15 protein-coding genes and 1 riboswitch are annotated in these 16,772 nt (G+C 40.9%); of the genes, 7 read left to right on the top strand and 8 right to left on the bottom strand.

Annotated features, from left to right (window positions below; translation table 11 throughout):
• Positions 1-14 precede the first annotated feature (14 nt).
• From IPJ16_06000 to IPJ16_06025, 6 genes are all read left to right on the top strand, one after another.
• The gene (locus IPJ16_06000; protein MBK7626740.1) at positions 15-359 is read left to right on the top strand and encodes a hypothetical protein; all 345 of its coding nucleotides are present in this window, start codon (positions 15-17) and stop codon (positions 357-359) included.
• 116 nt (positions 360-475) lie between these two features.
• Entirely contained in the window at positions 476-715 is a 240-nt protein-coding gene (locus IPJ16_06005) for a hypothetical protein (GenBank protein MBK7626741.1), read from the top strand.
• Positions 716-1,703: 988 nt separating this feature from the next.
• Complete coding sequence (locus IPJ16_06010; GenBank protein ID MBK7626742.1) at positions 1,704-1,868, top strand: hypothetical protein; 165 nt, start codon at positions 1,704-1,706, stop codon at positions 1,866-1,868.
• A gap of 101 nt (positions 1,869-1,969) precedes the next feature.
• A complete protein-coding gene (locus tag IPJ16_06015) occupies positions 1,970-2,122 on the top strand; it encodes a hypothetical protein (GenBank protein MBK7626743.1) in 153 nt (50 codons plus the stop codon).
• A 503-nt stretch (positions 2,123-2,625) separates the two neighbouring features.
• On the top strand, positions 2,626-3,063 hold the full coding sequence (gene tnpA, locus IPJ16_06020) for an IS200/IS605 family transposase (protein MBK7626744.1): 438 nt from the start codon (positions 2,626-2,628) through the stop codon (positions 3,061-3,063).
• A 279-nt stretch (positions 3,064-3,342) separates the two neighbouring features.
• Entirely contained in the window at positions 3,343-3,939 is a 597-nt protein-coding gene (locus IPJ16_06025) for a hypothetical protein (protein MBK7626745.1), read from the top strand.
• 480 nt (positions 3,940-4,419) lie between these two features.
• Here the strand turns inward: IPJ16_06025 and IPJ16_06030 are convergent, their stop codons facing one another.
• The 6 genes from IPJ16_06030 to IPJ16_06055 form a co-directional block, all read right to left on the bottom strand.
• A complete protein-coding gene (locus tag IPJ16_06030; GenBank protein MBK7626746.1) occupies positions 4,420-4,650 on the bottom strand; it encodes a hypothetical protein in 231 nt (76 codons plus the stop codon).
• Between the two features lie 695 nt (positions 4,651-5,345).
• Entirely contained in the window at positions 5,346-6,518 is a 1,173-nt protein-coding gene (locus IPJ16_06035) for a nucleotidyltransferase family protein (GenBank protein MBK7626747.1), read from the bottom strand.
• The gene (locus IPJ16_06040) at positions 6,515-8,302 is read right to left on the bottom strand and encodes an ABC transporter ATP-binding protein (GenBank protein MBK7626748.1); all 1,788 of its coding nucleotides are present in this window, start codon (positions 8,300-8,302) and stop codon (positions 6,515-6,517) included. Before IPJ16_06040 ends, IPJ16_06035 begins: the two co-directional genes overlap by 4 nt.
• Positions 8,303-8,399: 97 nt before the next feature.
• Entirely contained in the window at positions 8,400-8,849 is a 450-nt protein-coding gene (locus IPJ16_06045; protein MBK7626749.1) for a S24/S26 family peptidase, read from the bottom strand.
• Positions 8,842-9,729 carry a hypothetical protein gene (locus tag IPJ16_06050; GenBank protein ID MBK7626750.1) on the bottom strand — a complete coding sequence of 296 codons (888 nt, stop codon included), beginning with the start codon at positions 9,727-9,729 and terminating at the stop codon, positions 8,842-8,844. The genes IPJ16_06045 and IPJ16_06050 overlap by 8 nt, the downstream gene beginning before the upstream one ends.
• A 137-nt stretch (positions 9,730-9,866) precedes the next feature.
• On the bottom strand, positions 9,867-10,151 hold the full coding sequence (locus IPJ16_06055) for a PqqD family protein (protein MBK7626751.1): 285 nt from the start codon (positions 10,149-10,151) through the stop codon (positions 9,867-9,869).
• A 69-nt stretch (positions 10,152-10,220) separates the two neighbouring features.
• Between IPJ16_06055 and rnr the strand changes: the two genes are divergently transcribed.
• On the top strand, positions 10,221-12,350 hold the full coding sequence (rnr, locus tag IPJ16_06060; protein ID MBK7626752.1) for a ribonuclease R: 2,130 nt from the start codon (positions 10,221-10,223) through the stop codon (positions 12,348-12,350).
• 242 nt (positions 12,351-12,592) lie between these two features.
• Here rnr and ispG read toward each other — a convergent pair whose 3' ends face one another.
• Positions 12,593-14,449 (bottom strand): (E)-4-hydroxy-3-methylbut-2-enyl-diphosphate synthase, encoded by a 1,857-nt coding sequence (gene ispG, locus IPJ16_06065; GenBank protein MBK7626753.1) that lies wholly within the window; start codon positions 14,447-14,449, stop codon positions 12,593-12,595.
• Positions 14,427-15,893, bottom strand: a complete 1,467-nt coding sequence (locus tag IPJ16_06070; GenBank protein ID MBK7626754.1) for a cysteine--tRNA ligase — start codon at positions 15,891-15,893, stop codon at positions 14,427-14,429. The genes ispG and IPJ16_06070 overlap by 23 nt, the downstream gene beginning before the upstream one ends.
• A 626-nt stretch (positions 15,894-16,519) precedes the next feature.
• A riboswitch (SAM riboswitch) is annotated at positions 16,520-16,632 on the top strand.
• The last annotated feature ends 140 nt before the right edge of the window (positions 16,633-16,772 follow it).

Here is a 16,772-nt window from a genome sequence, read left to right on the forward strand (position 1 = left end):
AAAATACCAATAGCATGAAAGTATTTGAATATCTCGATCGCATCAGCAGGATGCACAAGCTGGTGTCGAGGCGCAAGACCGGCACCCCTGAAGAGTTTGCCTGTCAGCTGGGCGTCAGCAGGACCAGTCTGTATGAACTGATTGATGAGTTACGTTCGCGCGGAGTGCCGATAGCTTACTCGAAGTCGGCGAAGACCTTTTTCTACAGTCAGCCCTACGACATAGCTGTCACCTGTTCCCTTCGTCCGCTCACCTACACAGAAACCAAAGAAAATGAAGGCGGCTCGGTAATTTTCCCCAAAATCCTTTTTTTCCGTACGCTGTCCTCCGACCTTAGTATGGTAACGTTACCATGCTAAAACCCCGGGCATGAGAAAGAAATGGGGGAGAAATTAAAATTTAAAATAGTTATCTGCATAAGATTATTATTCCGGATAGATATTCGGCGCGGATTAATTATTTTTACTAATGAAATATGAATATCATGAAAAATTCAGAATTACGTTTGATGGGAGTTCAGGAACTGAATCCCGTTGAAATGCAGGAAACTGATGGTGGTGTAGTATTAATCATCCTTGGTGTATGCGCTGCTGTATTGGCGTTGTCTTCATGTACAATAAATTTTAACACACAAATTGGGGGTTCAGGTAATACAATAAATGTAACACAGGTGGCGGATAGTACTATGAATGGGAATTGCAGATGGCAACTGTAGAACCTATGGAATTAGCAAAAGTTTAATATGCCAATCGGATATTGATGAAAATTATTACATAGTTAAAGCAGGTGTAAAAGATGCACCTGCTTTATTAGTATTTTTATATTTTTTATTTGTTATACTTGATATTGCTACAACTTATCTGGCTTCACCAGATTTGAAATATGAAGATAATTGGATTATCGTTATTTACATTTTAGTTGGGTACAAACTATCATATTCTATGGTTTTTTGCTATCCTATTAAGTCTGTAATTTATCATAGCAATGAAATATCTTAAAAACACTGGGGATAAAACAAGGCAAATTTCCTTTCGGTTTTTATCAATTATCCAAAATAAATGGTTATCCATGTGTTGTTTTGTCTTAGGATGTTTCTATTCCCATCTGTTTTATTCGGTCTTTGTATCATGTAATAACTAACATTATATATATATATTAAAAATAGATAATGTTTTTGAAAGATTTCTTATTGGTATATTAATAAAGTAATAATTGGTTATCTCTCTTTTTATTTTTGTCATGGATTTTTTATAATGGTCGCAATCCTTTATACAGTATTTATAGTGAAGGGAATAGAGAGAAAGTCTCTGAAAGTCTCAGAGGTAAAAGACTCATTATGATAACTATTTACTAACTCCGGACTTCAGTCCGGAGCAGATATAATGAATAGAGAACCGGGCTTTAGCCCAAAACCTTCACAGTATACCAGTCGTGATTCATTCAGAACTAGTTAATGAAGGTTTTTTAATCTAACTACATCTGGATACTATAACACCTATTTTTTACAGGTCTTTACTTTATTTTAAATTCTTTTTTTATACTCCAAAATCCTTTTTTCCGTACGCTACTCTCCGAAATTTATTTAGCACTTAAAGGAGTTTATGCTAAAATTGATCTACCAGGTCCTAGACCTTCAAATACTTGAATATACATTAAATGAAATTTTGATTAGGTCATTAGTATTCACTTAACAACTATTTATTATGCAAAAATTTAATTTTAATTCAATGGGTGTTCATGAGATGAATACCCTTGAAATGCAGTCAACCGATGGTGGTTTCGTTCTCATAATCCTTGGAGTTTGCGCTGTTGCTTTAACTCTGTCTTCATGTATAACAACATATGCGACCTTGACTGAGATTGACTGAAATGGTTTGTAAATCAAAAACCTTCTTCAGGAGAGTATAGATCTAGCAAAAAGATATAATATGCCAATAGGATATTAGTGCGGATATTTAATCACCTAAAAATGAAGAAACTTCAAATAACAAAACGAGATGTAAAGGTTTTCTTTCTAGGCATGGTAGCTGCATTCCTGATAGTACTTATCTATGAATGGGATGATTTTGTGGATGGTTTAAAGGGAGGATTTGAAAGTGCGACAGTCGAGATTAGTAAATGAATTACTGATCTCCCACCACGGACTAAAGTATATGGTTAGAGGAAGGCAGGTGCTATTACAGCATCAGGGTCATTCACTAACCACGGCTTTTAAGCCGTGGTAGGCAGAATCGGAAGGAATAGGGCTTTAGCCCGGAACCTTACATCACACCTAATATGTATACATATAATAATATGCTTTCTGATTCATCCTCCTCCGCAAGAGGTGATTATAAGCGGTTTTGGGCTAAAGCCCTTTCCCTGAGACTTATCTCCAACCACGGACTGAAGTCCGTGGTTAATGGATGCCCTGCACGATCAAGGTATCAGTGGCAATCACTAAGCAGGGTTTTTAACGGACTGAAGTCCTCAGCTAGTGGAAGACCATGATGATTACAGCATCAGGTTATTAACTAACCACGGCTTCTAAGCCATGGAGGAGACCAACCTGAGTAACCACGGCTTTTAAGCCGTGGAAGTTGAAACACGCTATAAAACAGGGCTTTAGCCCAAAACCTTAATACTATGCCGTACGTAAAGATCTGGATTCACTGTGTTTGGGGAACTAAAAACCGTAAACAATTCCTTTTGGGTGAGAAAAAGGCAGAAGTGATCAGTCATATCCGGAACAATGCCAATGAAAAAGGTATATATATAGACTTTATAAATGGACATACAGAGCATCTTCACTGCCTTCTTTCTTTAAACCAGGACCAGACATTATCCAAAGTGATGCAGCTGATTAAGGGAGAATCCTCTTTTTGGATTAATAGAAATTTGGTAGTAAAGGATAAATTTGAATGGGCTGAAGAGTATTTTGGTGTTTCTGTGAGTGAGTCCCATGTTCATCGGGTTAGGGAATATATTAAAAATCAGGAACAGCATCACACGAAAAAATCATGGCAGGAGGAGTATGATGAATTTATTGAGAAGTACGGATTTAACATTTTTTATGATAAGTAATCTATTTACATTTTATAGGTTTTGGGCTAAAGCCCTTTCTCAGAGACTGATCACCAACCACGGACTGAAGTCCGTGGTTAACTGATGCATTGCATGATTACAGCATCAGGTTATTAACTAACCACGGCTTCTAAGCCATGGAGGAGACCAACCTGAGTAACCACGGCTTTTAAGCCGTGGTTTGCAGAACCTACAAGACCCGGGCTTTAGCCCAAAACATACATAACACGCATTATAACAATACCTCAATCAATCTAAGTATAATAAAAGTGACTATTTATGAAAATCCTCCACCACATCAAAGCCGGCTCCAGGTTAGTGCCCGTTTCACTAATTCTGGTATACATCCTCTTTGTCAGTCTGGATCTGTTTACAACATACCTGGCATCGCCTGATCTGAAGTATGAAGGTAACTGGATTGTCAGGTACTTTAATCTGGGCTGGACACAAATCTTAATTCTTGTTCCGGTTAATTCTCTTCTGGAAATTCTGCTTTTGTATCTGGGATTAAGTTTTACTCATTATTACTATCTGAATAACAGGGCAGGCTCCGGTTCCGGATTAATCAGAAGGATTTTCAAAAACAAAAAACTTGTATTCAGTTTAATTGCAATCGGGTATTTTTACAACCATCTGTTCTTTTCAGTTTACATTACATTCAGCAATTACCTCAGTCATCTTTACATAAACAAAATAGAAAACATTTTTAGTGGAATTTCTGATTATTATATAGGTATTGAGATCATGTGTGGTAAATTATTTTTCCCGGCTGTGCACTTACTAACAATAACTGCATCAATATTCTATATTTTATTTATGGTGAAAAGAATAGAAAGAAACTACCCATTTGAAGGTCATTCAATAGTCATTCAATAGTCATTTCAGGTAGGAAATCTGGAATCGGTTCTTCGCACCCTTTAGGGTAAGGGGCGAACGAAGAACCGATAGTCATTCAATTGTAAAACAATCAATGACCACAAATGACAGCGCAGCAAATGACGCGAAGCAAGTAACACGAAGTAAATGACGCAAAAGGCAAATGACGCCGAAAGCAAATGACAACTGAATGACGGCCGAAGGCAAAAAAAGGAGAGCCCCGGCCAACAAATGCAGCCAGGGCTAGGGGGGGTCTGTAGTCAGGATGACCACAGTTGCCATAGGAATGTAACTACTAGCACGGAACGCAGCGAGAGATGTCTAATAGTATTCCTAAAATCTACTCCATAAGAATATTACTTTATTCCACATCCTGTAACCTGAAAAGTGATAAATCAAAACCCGGATTTTTCCTGCTACACCAACTTCACTATACAATATTAAAAATGGCCAGGGACAGAAAAATGGGGGAAGCGTATGTTATACAACATGTTTTAAATAATTTTCTGCTGTCTCATCTGTCAGATACGAAACTGTCAGATGGCAGAAGTTTAGATTGACGCCTTCGTCTTTTAACTCCCTGACAAATCTTTTAACGCTTCTGTCGCTGATTCCAAATCTGAAAGCCAGATCTGCCGGTGTTCCGGTGCATTTTAACAATGCAAGCTTAAGTAACCGGATCTTGAAATTCTTTTTATCCAAATTAGTCATTATTGCAGAATTAACATTAATAAAATTATCTCATTGGTTATAAATTTAAAAATAATTCAGTTTATTATCCAAATAAATATCGAATTATTTTCGGTTTTGGTTGAATTATTTTTCATTTCTCATTTCTTCCCTGGCAATTATTATTCTTTTCTTTTGTTCATCCAAAAGAATGGAGCCAAAGAGGGTGCCGGAATCTGAACAAAAGGCAAGTTTGGCGAAGCCAATTCGGCGCCAGCTTTTTACCCCACTTCTCTCTTTATCCCGTTTTGTCCCAAAGACGTCAACCTAAGCATTGGGGATGAATGAGAAACCGCATAAGAAAGTTTCCCCTCCTTTTGAAGGAGGGGTGGTTGGGAGGACTGGTTATCACATATTTACCATATTTTATATCCCAACCGGGGTGGTTGATTCCTTGATTTCTTCTCACCTATATTTGTTGGATAGACCTGAATTGTAAGAAATGATATGAGAATAACCATTGTAAGAATAGATCCAGAATTTGAATATACAATCAACCACCCCGGCCGGTATCAGAATTTGTCTCATAATTCAATAGTGGTCCGGCCACCCCTCCTTCAAAAGGAGGGGAAATGTATCAAGTATATATTCCGTGCTTTACAAAATGTTTCGTATAAAACTCTCTCACTATTTTGCAGCATTTAATACCTTAAGTATTCGGCCTTGCCTTCTCCCTCTCATCTTTTTATCAGCCACCACAATTTCCCAATCCGGTGCGGATAATACATCAACACCTTCAGGGTACTTGTACATTTATACCTGTTCTTCATAAACCTTACAGAAGGGAATATGTCTCCCAGAACAAACAGGATCTTTCGGTGCAGTCCCGGAATATCTGAGAGGACGTGATGGTAGAAATGTGATTTATCTGCCGGGGGATTATCTTTAGGACTCTTTAGGAAAAACAGAAATTTATTCAGATATGAAGGATTTAGATTTTTAGAGATAAAATCATTAATCAGGGCCGGAAAAGGGATCTCCCAGAATATGCGAAGCGGCTCAAGATGATTTGCAAGCATCTCCTGCATTCCTGATTCTGATGCCAGTTTTATAAGATCAGCATTTAATATTTCTTCTCTGTGTTTTTCCAGAAGAACAACAAGATCGGTATAAAGCCGTAGCTGCGATTCATTGTTCAACTCATGCAGATACAGATGCTTAACCAGATAGAGGAAAAAGATCTGCGGCTGCGGAATCCATGCTGTTTCATCTTTGATCTTAATCTCAAAACCTGTATCATAAAACAGGCTTGTCAGAGTCCTGTTCTTCCCCCCGAATAGTTCGTGGTGGATCTCAAGCGAGGTCCCGTTCTTTAAGAGTGAGGGGAGGTGCTTACCGGTGTCGGCTAAAATCAGCTTATGAAAAAATGATTTAACAGGAAGCGATTCATACCCGTCCTGAATCAAAATATTCCGTGCCCTGATGCAATCAGCCCGTGAGATAAGAACATCTACATCTGACATCTGGCGTAGTCCGGCATTACCATAGATACTGTTTTCTAGCGCCATCCCTTTCAGCAGTACTGTCTTTATCTTTTCTGCATTCAGCAACCGAAGAGCATTGGCAAGAGATTCTGTATTAAAAGTGTTCCGGCTAAGACTTTGCAGAAGTGATCCCCTAAGTATAACAGCAACATCATTGGGGATTGAAGAATTCAGGTTGTGTTTTTCAAGATTATTCCATGCCAGGGCTGTAACTCCATGAGCATTTGCCAGCTTCCTGAAATAATCCCAGTCTTTTATTTCAGGTACAAGCAGCCTGATCTTTTTCAAATGCTCCTCACTGAAATCAAGACGGCACAGTTCAATCAGAAGCCTCTCCTCGTCGCGTATATTCAGTTCACTGCTCATCTGTTAAACCTGCTGCTCTGCCTGGTAAACATTGTGTAGTACATTCCTCCTTTTTTCATCAGTTCATCGTGGGTACCCGTCTCGGTTATCGCTCCCTTATCAAGTACAATTATCCTGTCGGCAAGGGTTACATTTGTGAACCGGTGACTTATAAGAATCGATGTACGGTCTTTTACTATCTCCCTGAACCTGCTGAAAATCTCATGCTCTGTATCGGCATCGAGTGAACTGGAGGGCTCGTCAAGTATCAGCACCGGAGAATCACGATAAAGTGCACGCGCAAGTGCCAACTTCTGCCACTCTCCCCAGCTTAGTTCGCGGCTGTCATCGAAAAGATTTCCTATGATTGTGTCGTAGCTGTTTGGAAGATTACTAATCAGATTATCGACCCCTGTTACCGAGGCTGCGCTCTTTATCTTCACTGCATCTGCAGGAGAATTTATGTTTCCCAATCGTATGTTTTCTCCTGCCGAGAGATTGTAGAGCATAAAGTCCTGGAATACAACCGAGAACTGCTTCCTGTACTCTGCAGGCTCAATATGTTTTATGTCAGTATCGTCATATTTTACTGTGCCTGAATCGGGATCATAAAGTCTGCACAGCAATCTCACAAGCGTACTTTTCCCGGCACCATTCGGACCAACGAGTGCAACAACTTCCCCTTTCTTTATTTTGAAAGAAATGTTATTGATAGTACTGCTGTTGTTTCCCGGATAGGTGAAGGAGAGGTTCTCTGCAGCGATCTCATTAACAAGAGGGTGTATAATGGCAACCGGTTCTTTTGCAGTGATACCCTCTTTAAGGTTCAGGAATTCGAATGTGTCGCCAATAAACAGTCCGTCTTCATATAATCCGGCCAGCGAACTGAAGAGATCTTTTATATATAGCATTCCCTGCCTGAAAGCCAGGAGGAACATTGCCATCTCTCCCAAAGAAATCGTTTTGTTTATTGTTTGACGTGCGATAAACAATAATGTAACAAGCAGAGCCGAGGCTTTAAAAAGATTTGAGACAAGTTCTATTGTTGTTCTTTTCCTTATAATGTTAACTTCCTCATCTTTCTGTTTCAGGAAAGATGTTTTGAAAAGGTCCTTAAAGTAATTTCCCAATCCGAAAAGTCTCAGCTCCCTCGATGGCCTGTCGCCTGTAAGAAGCCAGTTGAAATAAGCCGATTTTCTTGATTCCGGTGTCTGCTTCCTCTGGAAATTATACAGCACTTCAGCATAATGAAGTCTGAGCCAAATTCCGGGGATATTGGCAACAATAAGAAGAACAGCCAGGCTCCAGTGAAGAGTAAGTATCAGTCCGGCCATAAGCAGTAGCGAGATAAATGCCCTGAAAACAGAGACGATGTTATTAAGGATACTGTTTGGCCGCCACGGGGCTTCCCTTGAAGCCCTTGTGAGACAGTCGAAATACTCAGGCTGTTCAAAGCTGATAAGGTCAAGTTTTATGGCTTTGGAATGGAGAAGATCATACATATAGACCTCAAGCTTCAACGACTGTTTCTTCCTGACAAAATTGCTGAGATCGGATGTGGCTTCATCGAGAAACCATACGATAACTACTGCTACAACCGGCCAGAGAATAATCTCCAGCGGGGTCACCTGATGGGCAGATGCAGCTTCTGTTATTGCATCAATCACACCTTTCAGAAGCCACACAAGTAACAAAGGAAAGATGCTTCTTATTACAGAAAGAAGAGTGTTGGCCAGTGCCCAGCCAGGGGCACTTCGCCAGACAAGTTTAAGGGATTCTCTGAATAGTTTAAGTTTCTCTCTCATTTTAGCGCTTCTTCAATTTTTTGCCCCCTTCCCCCTAAAGGGTGTATAATCTAGTATACAATTTAGCCCCTCTTTAGGGGGGTTGGGGGGCGGCGGATCAAAATATTTTCTTCTTCAACATTATAAATATCACCCTAAATCGATTCAATATATAATTCGGTCTTTTATTAATCCTGATATCCGCCAGCACCTGATTCTCCCCGCTTGTCTCAGCTCTCACAATCCGTCCCACAATCATTCCAATATTCACAGGTTTATCTGCATACGCATTACTATCTCCCCGTGCAACATATTTAGAAACCCCATCCTGATTAATAATTTTAGTCAGCCTGTGCACAACAAGTCCGTTCTCTCTTTTCACAGCAATTATTTCACCCGGCACAGGAAATCCCTTCAGTTTAATTGGTTCAATAAGAAGCATTGATCCTGGTTTGATACATGGATACATGCTGTAGCCGTGTGCTTTTATCCTGATAGTTTTCCCTTCCGATAACAGTGTAAGGCTCATATCCTTGACCAGTGTCTGTTTATTAAGATACTTATTCATTTTCCAGGATATAATCAATTACACTTCTGTCGGGTTTGAATGAGAGCTTCACAACCGGAATTGTCCCGCACATTATCGATACTGATCCCAGAAGTCTGGCAACAAGATCGTGACCCCAGTTATGCTGGATGCAGTTTGCCATAACAAGACTAACTGCCTGGGCTCCTTTTACAGGGACAATCCTGTTTTCAATACCATGCTCAATAATAAATATTTTGTGAAGAGGCGACTCATGAGGCTCATCATTATTATAAACAGGGGTGTTATGCATTACATAACCCATTCCGCTGTTTCTCACTATAAGTCTGTCATCGTGAATCACCTTGCCCCCTGTTTTATCCCATAATCCGGCCATTGTAGATTTGCCTTTGCCCGAAACACCGCTGAAAATATAACCATGTCCGAGATTATTAACTCCTGATGCATGGATCATTATATCACCATTTATTACTGTAAGGTAATACAGGATTAATCCGTCAAGTGGATACTCAAACGGATCAATCTCACCTTCAGCCCCTTCGATCCAGAGCTCCCAATGGGAGGATGTCAGCGAGAATTTCAAAACGGCATTCTTCTCTTCAGCCGACATTGGAAAGATTGTCCTGATGAACAGATCAGACCTGTGTTTCCATATGCTCCAGAAATTAGCTTTGTGACGGATCTGCACACCGTTCACTTCTTCAACAAAAGGAGCGTGAAAAACCCTTTCAGCCCCGTATGGGAGAATAAATGGTCCGGAGTGAACACTAATTTTCAAATCGCTTTCTGTCTTTGTACAAATATTTCTGAGGAACCTTTGCGACGGCACCAGCTCCGGACCGGAAGCTGCTACTTCAAATCCGATGCAATACCCTGCAATATTTAATTTGTAGTTCCGCATATTTTCGCCATCTTCTCCTGTTTTTCGCCCCTTCCCATTTTCGCCCCCTTCCCCCCTTCCCCCTAAAGGGGGTATTATTTCGTGTCCTTTTTAGCCCCCCTTTAGGGGGGATGGGGGGCAAATTTGGGGGAATAGAATTATATAATAATCAAGTACTTACTGAGATTATCAACAAATAATAATACATCTTCTTCAGCTTTTTTGTTATCTATTTCATATTCATCTGTTAATAAAGAAATTATCTCCTCTATGTTTCTTGTGCCGTTAATCTGCTCCCAGATAAATGCACCAGTTTCATTAAGAGTATAAACGCTGTTCATGTCAGCAATGTTATTTGTAACAGGAACAAGAACATATTCATTTCCGGTTTTCCTGGTAACTACTGATGGAGAATGAGAAAGTATCGATTTCAGACCTGTCATTACAATCTAATTATAAACCAAATGTATTAAATTTTTGCTTCCTTTTTGTACCTTCGCAAAAACAGATTTATGGGCAAAAAAGGAAGAGGGAATCAGAAAGCCTCCGTTTCAAAGGAAACATTAACAGCACAGGTACTTGCAGCATTGTCTAAAAATCCCGACCTGGGATTCAACTATAAACAGATCGCCAAGCGGATTAACGTAACGGATACTCCTGCCAAGCAGATGGTATCGGATATACTGAAAGAGCTTACAAAACAGGGAAGCGTTCAGGAGCTCTATCATGGAAAATACAGGTTGAAACAGACCAGGGGTTATATAACAGGTACTGTTGATATGACCCGTATGGGCTATGGCTTTATATCAACAGAAGATCTTGATGATGATGTCTTTGTAACCGCAAAGAATCTGAAAACGGCACTTCATGGCGATAAAGTGAAGGTGTGGCTGTATGCAAAGAGGAAAGGGGCACGTCCGGAAGGAGAAGTTGTCGAGATCATAGAAAGATGGAAAACGACCTTTGTCGGTACAGTGGAGATAATGCCGAATTTTGCTTTCCTCATTCCCGATAACAAGAACATGCCTTTCGACCTGTTCATTCCGACAGCTAAGCTGAACGGAGCGCTTCAGGGACAAAAGGCTGTGGCAAAAGTGACTGACTGGGATCCTAAATCGAAGAATCCTGTTGCCGAGATAATAAATGTTCTCGGTTATCCCGGACTGCACGAAACAGAGATGCATGCCATCCTTGCTGAGTTTGAGCTTCCATATCATTTCACTGAAGAGGTGGAGGACGATGCAGAGAAGATATCTGAGGTGATCACAGAGAAGGATATTAAGGAACGCCGCGATTTCCGACAGATACCAACTTTCACAATCGACCCGGCCGATGCAAAAGACTTTGATGATGCTCTCTCACTCAGGAAGCTCGATAACGGGAACTGGGAGGTAGGAGTTCATATTGCTGACGTTACTCACTATGTTAAAATAGGATCACTGGTAGAAGAGGAAGCAAAACAGAGAGCAACTTCAATATATCTTGTCGACAGGGTGGTGGCGATGCTTCCCGAAAGACTTTCGAATAATATATGTTCTCTTAAACCCAATGAGGACAAGCTTACTTATTCAGCTGTTTTTGAACTGAACGATAAATCGGAGGTTATTGAGGAGTGGTTCGGGAGAACAATTATAAATTCCGACAAACGATTCTCATACGGAGAGGCCCAGCAGGTAATTGATACCGGCGAGGGTGACATGAAGGAAGATGTTCTGGTTCTTCACAGGCTGGCTCAGCAGCTGCGTAAAAAGCGATTTGATTCCGGTGCATTTGCTTTTGAGAAGATAGAAGTACGGTTCGATCTCGATGAGGCAGGAAAACCGCTCGGAATCAAATTCCGCGAGATGGGGACCGCCAACCAGCTTATTGAGGAATTCATGCTTCTGGCAAATAAACGAGTAGCGGAGTATGTAGGGAAAAAGCTGAAAGGCAAGACCTTCGTTTACCGTATTCACGATAAACCCAACCCGGAAAAGATCAGCAACTTCAGTCATTTTATTACCCGTTTCGGGTATAAACTGATTGAAGATGACAAGACCTCACTTCCCAAGGCAATGAATAAACTGTTGCATTCTGTAGCCGGTAAAAAGGAGCAGAATATAATTGAAACTCTTGCTCTCAGGTCGATGGCAAAAGCAATCTATTCGACAGATAATATTGGTCACTACGGCTTGTCATTTAAACACTATACACATTTTACGTCACCTATCCGCCGCTATCCTGATATGATGGTACACCGTCTTCTCACAGCTTACCTGGCCGATGAGCATCCGAATGCCACAGATAAATACCAGAAGATGTGCGACCACTCTTCAAAGATGGAAAGACTTGCAGCTGAGGCAGAAAGAGCATCTGTGAAATACAAACAGGTGGAGTACATGAGCGATAAGACAGGGAAAGTGTTCGAAGGAGTTATTTCCGGGGTTACCGAATGGGGGATCTATGTTGAGATTATTGAGAATCAGTGCGAAGGAATGATCCACATCAGGGAACTGGCAGATGATTTCTATGAATATGATGAGGAGAACTACTGCATAAAAGGACGTTCAACAGGTAAAGTCTATACTCTTGGCGACAGGGTTAATATTGTTGTTGTGAAGGCTGACTTGCAGAAGAAGCAGCTGGATTACAGATTGGTGTAATTAGCAATATTCAAGTTTCCCCTCCTTTTGAAGGAGGGGTGGACGGGATGATTTATTATCTAACGTTTAAAAATTTTATTTCCCGGCCGGGGTGGTTGATTTTATTGGGAAATGATAAAATTCAAAAGGATATAAACAGGGATAAATAATCAACCACCCCGGCCGCAAATTAGCCTTACAACAAAAAAATCAGCATTTTACTGCGGCCACCCCTCCTTCAAAAGGAGGGGAAACTATAGATACTACAATCTATCTTTTTCTATCAGCTGAAGCAATTCCGCTACTGCGTCTTCCTCGGGAATGTTTTTGAGAACCGGAACGGTTCCCCTGTAGATATGGACTTTTCCGGCGGCAGCACCTACATATCCGTAATCCGATCCGGCCATCTCACCCGGACCATTTACAATACATCCCATAACAGCTATTTTCAGTCCCTTCAGATGTCCTGTTGCCTCTTTCACCTTTTTAACTGCATCCTGGAGATTGAATTTTGTCCTGCCGCAGGTAGGGCATGAGAGGTACATTGTGCGGGTAATTCTTGTTTCAGTACACTGAAGAATTGAAAATGCCAGAGCAGTAACATCTCTGTAAGGAACATCTCCGATATTTGTAACAGAAATGCCTGCGACTCTTTTGTCAGTAACGTAGCGGCCGAGAAGAGCGGCTGCTTTTATCTGTAAATCTTCTAAATTATCTTCCCTGAAAACTGGATTAAGGATTACATTATGTTTCAGATTGTTCTCAGAAAGATCATTCAGAAATTTGTGAGGGGCATACTGTTCATTATCAGGATGAAATGTGAACATGATAAGGATCTTATCAGGATCGGGCTGAATAAGATATCTGATGTCGTAATGTGATCCCGTCAGCAGGATATTTATGTTTTCCGAGCGGTATCTTCTTTCATGATATGTTTCAGGCGAGAAGAGGGGAAAGACGTTTTCTTTTTCCTTTATCTCAAACCATTTTTTATACGGAAGGACAAGCAAGACATCTTCCGGTATAGAATCGGGCGGCTCTTTGGCAATTATCAGGTCAGCAGAACCATCAGTTCTTTTCACCTCTCCTGTTAATTTATTCACACTAAAACCTGCCTGCATGTATTCTTCTGCTTCAATTTTTGGAAAAGCAGTCATGTTTGCAAGTACCACAGGTCCGTTTATCCTTTTAAGAATGTCAGGTTTTACAGAAGGTGTTTTGTATGTCACAGGCTTTTCCGGCATGGCAGAGGCAACACCTCTGGGATAGTATTCTGCAAGTTTCTTTGCAACAGGAATCTCCTTTTCAGGATCTTCAGATAATGACACCCTGATAGTATCGCCGATGCCTTCAGAGAGCAACGCTCCGATTCCAGCAGCAGATCTGATCCTGCCGTCTTCACCTTCTCCGGCCTCTGTAACTCCCAGATGGAGAGGGTATGACAATCCTTCATCCTGCATCCGGTTAACAAGCATGCGAGTCGACTCGATCATTATTGCTGTGTCTGATGATTTCATTGAGAGAACAAGGTCGTTGAAATTCTCAGACCTGAAGATCTGTATAAACTCCATCGCTGAGGCAACCATACCGGCAGGAGTGTTCCCGAAACGTGTCATGATGCGGTCAGATAATGAACCGTGGTTGATGCCCAGACGTATCACAGTCTTATTTTCACGGCATATATTTATCAGAGGAAGAAGTTTGACATGGGTCCTTTCAAGCTCTTCATTGTACTCTTTTTCTGTGAGTTCCTGCTTCTCAAAAGAAGCACGTTTATCGGCATAATTACCCGGATTGATCCTTACCTTTTCAACAAGCCGGGCTGCTGTTTCGGCTGCTATTGGATTGAAATGAATATCTGCTATGAGCGGAGTTGAGAATCCGGCTTTTCGGAGCTCCTTCTTTATATTCGCCAGATTTTCAGCCTCTTTAATTCCCTGGGCAGTCAGTCTCACATAATCGGCACCTGCTTCAATAATCCGGATGCACTGTGCAACAGAGGCTTTGGTATCGAGCGTATCTGTGTTGGTCATCGACTGGAGACGAATGGGGTTCTCTCCGCCCAAAGGAATTGACCCGATGAGGATTACATGCGCCCTAAATTTCCCAGTCGACCCCATCTTTTCTGTCCTTGAGTGTAACTCCGATCTTTCCAAGTTCTTCCCTTATTTTATCTGAAGTCCCGAAGTCTTTGTTGTTCTTCGCAGCCTGACGAAGGTTAATGATTATCTTCATCAGATCATCAGTAATTTTCTCGTTGCCTTTCCCTGTTGATTCATCTTTCAGTCCCAGAATTTCAAACACAAAAGTGTTGAATAGCCACTTCATCGAATCTAGTCCTGCTGTATCGATCTTCTCGTTTCCTTCGGCTAAAAGATTTATGATCCTGACGCCATCAAACAAGTGTGAGAGAAGAATTGGACTGTTAAGATCATCATCGAGAGCCTCGTAGCATTTTTTCTTAAGCTTATCAATATCAACAGTTGAGGTGGCAGATGGTTTAAGCTTATTCAGAGTTTCGATAGCTTTCATCAGCTTCTGCATCCCTTTTTCAGCAGCCTGAAGAGCCTCATTTGAGAAGTCCACAGTACTGCGGTAGTGAGCCTGAAGAATGAAGAACCGTATTGTCATGGGGCTGTAAGCCTGCTGTAAAACAGGATGATCACCGCTGAAAAGCTTATCGAGGGTAATGAAATTACCAAGTGAACGGGCCATCTTCTGTCCGTTTATAGTGATCATATTATTATGCATCCAGTAGTTGACCGATTCCTTTCCATGAGCAGCTGTCGACTGGGCTATCTCGCATTCGTGGTGTGGGAACTGGAGGTCCATTCCGCCGCCGTGAATATCGAATACATCACCCAGGTACTTGACACTCATTGCAGAGCACTCGAGGTGCCATCCAGGAAAGCCTATACTCCATGGTGAAGGCCATTTCATAATGTGTTCAGGAGATGCTTTTTTCCAGAGGGCAAAATCGAAAGAGTTTCTTTTCTCATCCTGCCCTTCAAGGGAACGGGTATTACTCTGGAGATCTTCCAGTATTCGTCCGGAAAGTTTTCCGTATTTATATTTTTCGTTGTATTTAAGAACATCAAAATAGACTGAGCCATTCACTTCATATGCGTAGCCTTTATCAAGTATCTCCTTTATAAGCTCCTGCTGTTCAATAATATGTCCCGATGCCCTTGGCTCAATTGAAGGAGGCAAAGTGTTGAGCTGCTCCATGTTTTTTTCGAAAAGATTGACATACTTCTGTACCACCTCCATTGGCTCGAGGTGTTCGAGCCTTGCCTTCTTTTCAATTTTATCCTCACCTTCATCAGCATCATTTTCGAGATGACCTACATCAGTTATATTCCTGACATACCTTACTTTATAATCAAGGTGCATCAGATAGCGGAACAGCAGGTCGAAAGTTATAAAAGGACGGGCATGTCCCAGGTGTGTATCGCTGTAAACGGTGGGTCCGCAAACATATAATCCGACAAATGGTGCATGAAGCGGTTTGAATTGTTCCTTCTTTTTCGACAGGCTGTTATAGATAACTAAGTTGTTTTGCATTATGTATTTATTTGATATGCAAAAATAGGGTAAATAATAAATTTTAATGTTGTTAGATTAAATGAATCTCACTTTAGCCACTTGTTTTTGCCCCCAAACCCTAAACCTATGGTGTAAAATATAGTAAAATAGTGAAAAAGTTTAGTACAAAACAGAATGTAAAGTATTGAATATATGTCTAATAGATTTCCCCTCCTTTTGAAGGAGGGGTGGCCGGACTGCTTTTTGATTATGAAACAAATGCTGATACCGGCCGGGGTGGTTGATTGTTTATTCAAGCTCCGGATCATTTTCTTCAGGGTTTTCTAATCTCATTCTTTACAAATTCAGGTTCATGGGATACTAATCTGTTTGCAAACCTCACTATTTATAACGTAAGAAAGCAATGAATTAACCACCCCGGCCGGGAAATATGCTTTCGTAAAAATCATATAATCAGCACTCCCAGCCACCCCTCCTTCAAAAGGAGGGGAAACTTTAATATCCAGTTTCTCATTCTTCCACAAAGCTTTAGGGGGTTTGGGGGCAAAAAACAGGGGGTAGGGTGCTATTTTTTGCATTTTAAAAAAACATTCCTATCTTTGACGCCACAAATCAAATATTCCTTCCTTAAAAAGGGTGTTTGGTTTTTATTAAGAAGGGTGAAGAGATTAGGCTCTGCGAAACCCTGGCAACCAATCCTGAACATTTGGAGAACGGTGCCAAAACCTAATCCCGGAAAGCCGGGAGATGATAAAAATTTTAACACTAAAAAAATGATTTACATTCATCTGTCACACAACAACTTTATTATGCCGCTCATGCCTATGTGCATGTGCTGGTAAAGCTTTGATTTGTAATCCGTCTATTTTCTAATTAACAACCGGAGGTCATGAAGCG

This window comes from Bacteroidales bacterium, assembly GCA_016709865.1.
Classification (GTDB): Bacteria; Bacteroidota; Bacteroidia; order Bacteroidales; family VadinHA17; genus LD21.

Bases quoted from the DNA above. Each gene is read 5' to 3' on its own strand.
- IPJ16_06000 (MBK7626740.1), top strand. From the start codon at position 15: ATGAAAGTATTTGAATATCTCGATCGCATCAGCAGGATGCACAAGCTG.
- IPJ16_06005 (MBK7626741.1), top strand. From the start codon at position 476: ATGAATATCATGAAAAATTCAGAATTACGTTTGATGGGAGTTCAGGAA.
- IPJ16_06010 (MBK7626742.1), top strand. From the start codon at position 1,704: ATGCAAAAATTTAATTTTAATTCAATGGGTGTTCATGAGATGAATACC.
- IPJ16_06015 (MBK7626743.1), top strand. From the start codon at position 1,970: ATGAAGAAACTTCAAATAACAAAACGAGATGTAAAGGTTTTCTTTCTA.
- tnpA (MBK7626744.1), top strand. From the start codon at position 2,626: ATGCCGTACGTAAAGATCTGGATTCACTGTGTTTGGGGAACTAAAAAC.
- IPJ16_06025 (MBK7626745.1), top strand. From the start codon at position 3,343: ATGAAAATCCTCCACCACATCAAAGCCGGCTCCAGGTTAGTGCCCGTT.
- IPJ16_06030 (MBK7626746.1), bottom strand. From the start codon at position 4,650: ATGACTAATTTGGATAAAAAGAATTTCAAGATCCGGTTACTTAAGCTT.
- IPJ16_06035 (MBK7626747.1), bottom strand. From the start codon at position 6,518: ATGAGCAGTGAACTGAATATACGCGACGAGGAGAGGCTTCTGATTGAA.
- IPJ16_06040 (MBK7626748.1), bottom strand. From the start codon at position 8,302: ATGAGAGAGAAACTTAAACTATTCAGAGAATCCCTTAAACTTGTCTGG.
- IPJ16_06045 (MBK7626749.1), bottom strand. From the start codon at position 8,849: ATGAATAAGTATCTTAATAAACAGACACTGGTCAAGGATATGAGCCTT.
- IPJ16_06050 (MBK7626750.1), bottom strand. From the start codon at position 9,729: ATGCGGAACTACAAATTAAATATTGCAGGGTATTGCATCGGATTTGAA.
- IPJ16_06055 (MBK7626751.1), bottom strand. From the start codon at position 10,151: ATGACAGGTCTGAAATCGATACTTTCTCATTCTCCATCAGTAGTTACC.
- rnr (MBK7626752.1), top strand. From the start codon at position 10,221: ATGGGCAAAAAAGGAAGAGGGAATCAGAAAGCCTCCGTTTCAAAGGAA.
- ispG (MBK7626753.1), bottom strand. From the start codon at position 14,449: ATGGGGTCGACTGGGAAATTTAGGGCGCATGTAATCCTCATCGGGTCA.
- IPJ16_06070 (MBK7626754.1), bottom strand. From the start codon at position 15,893: ATGCAAAACAACTTAGTTATCTATAACAGCCTGTCGAAAAAGAAGGAA.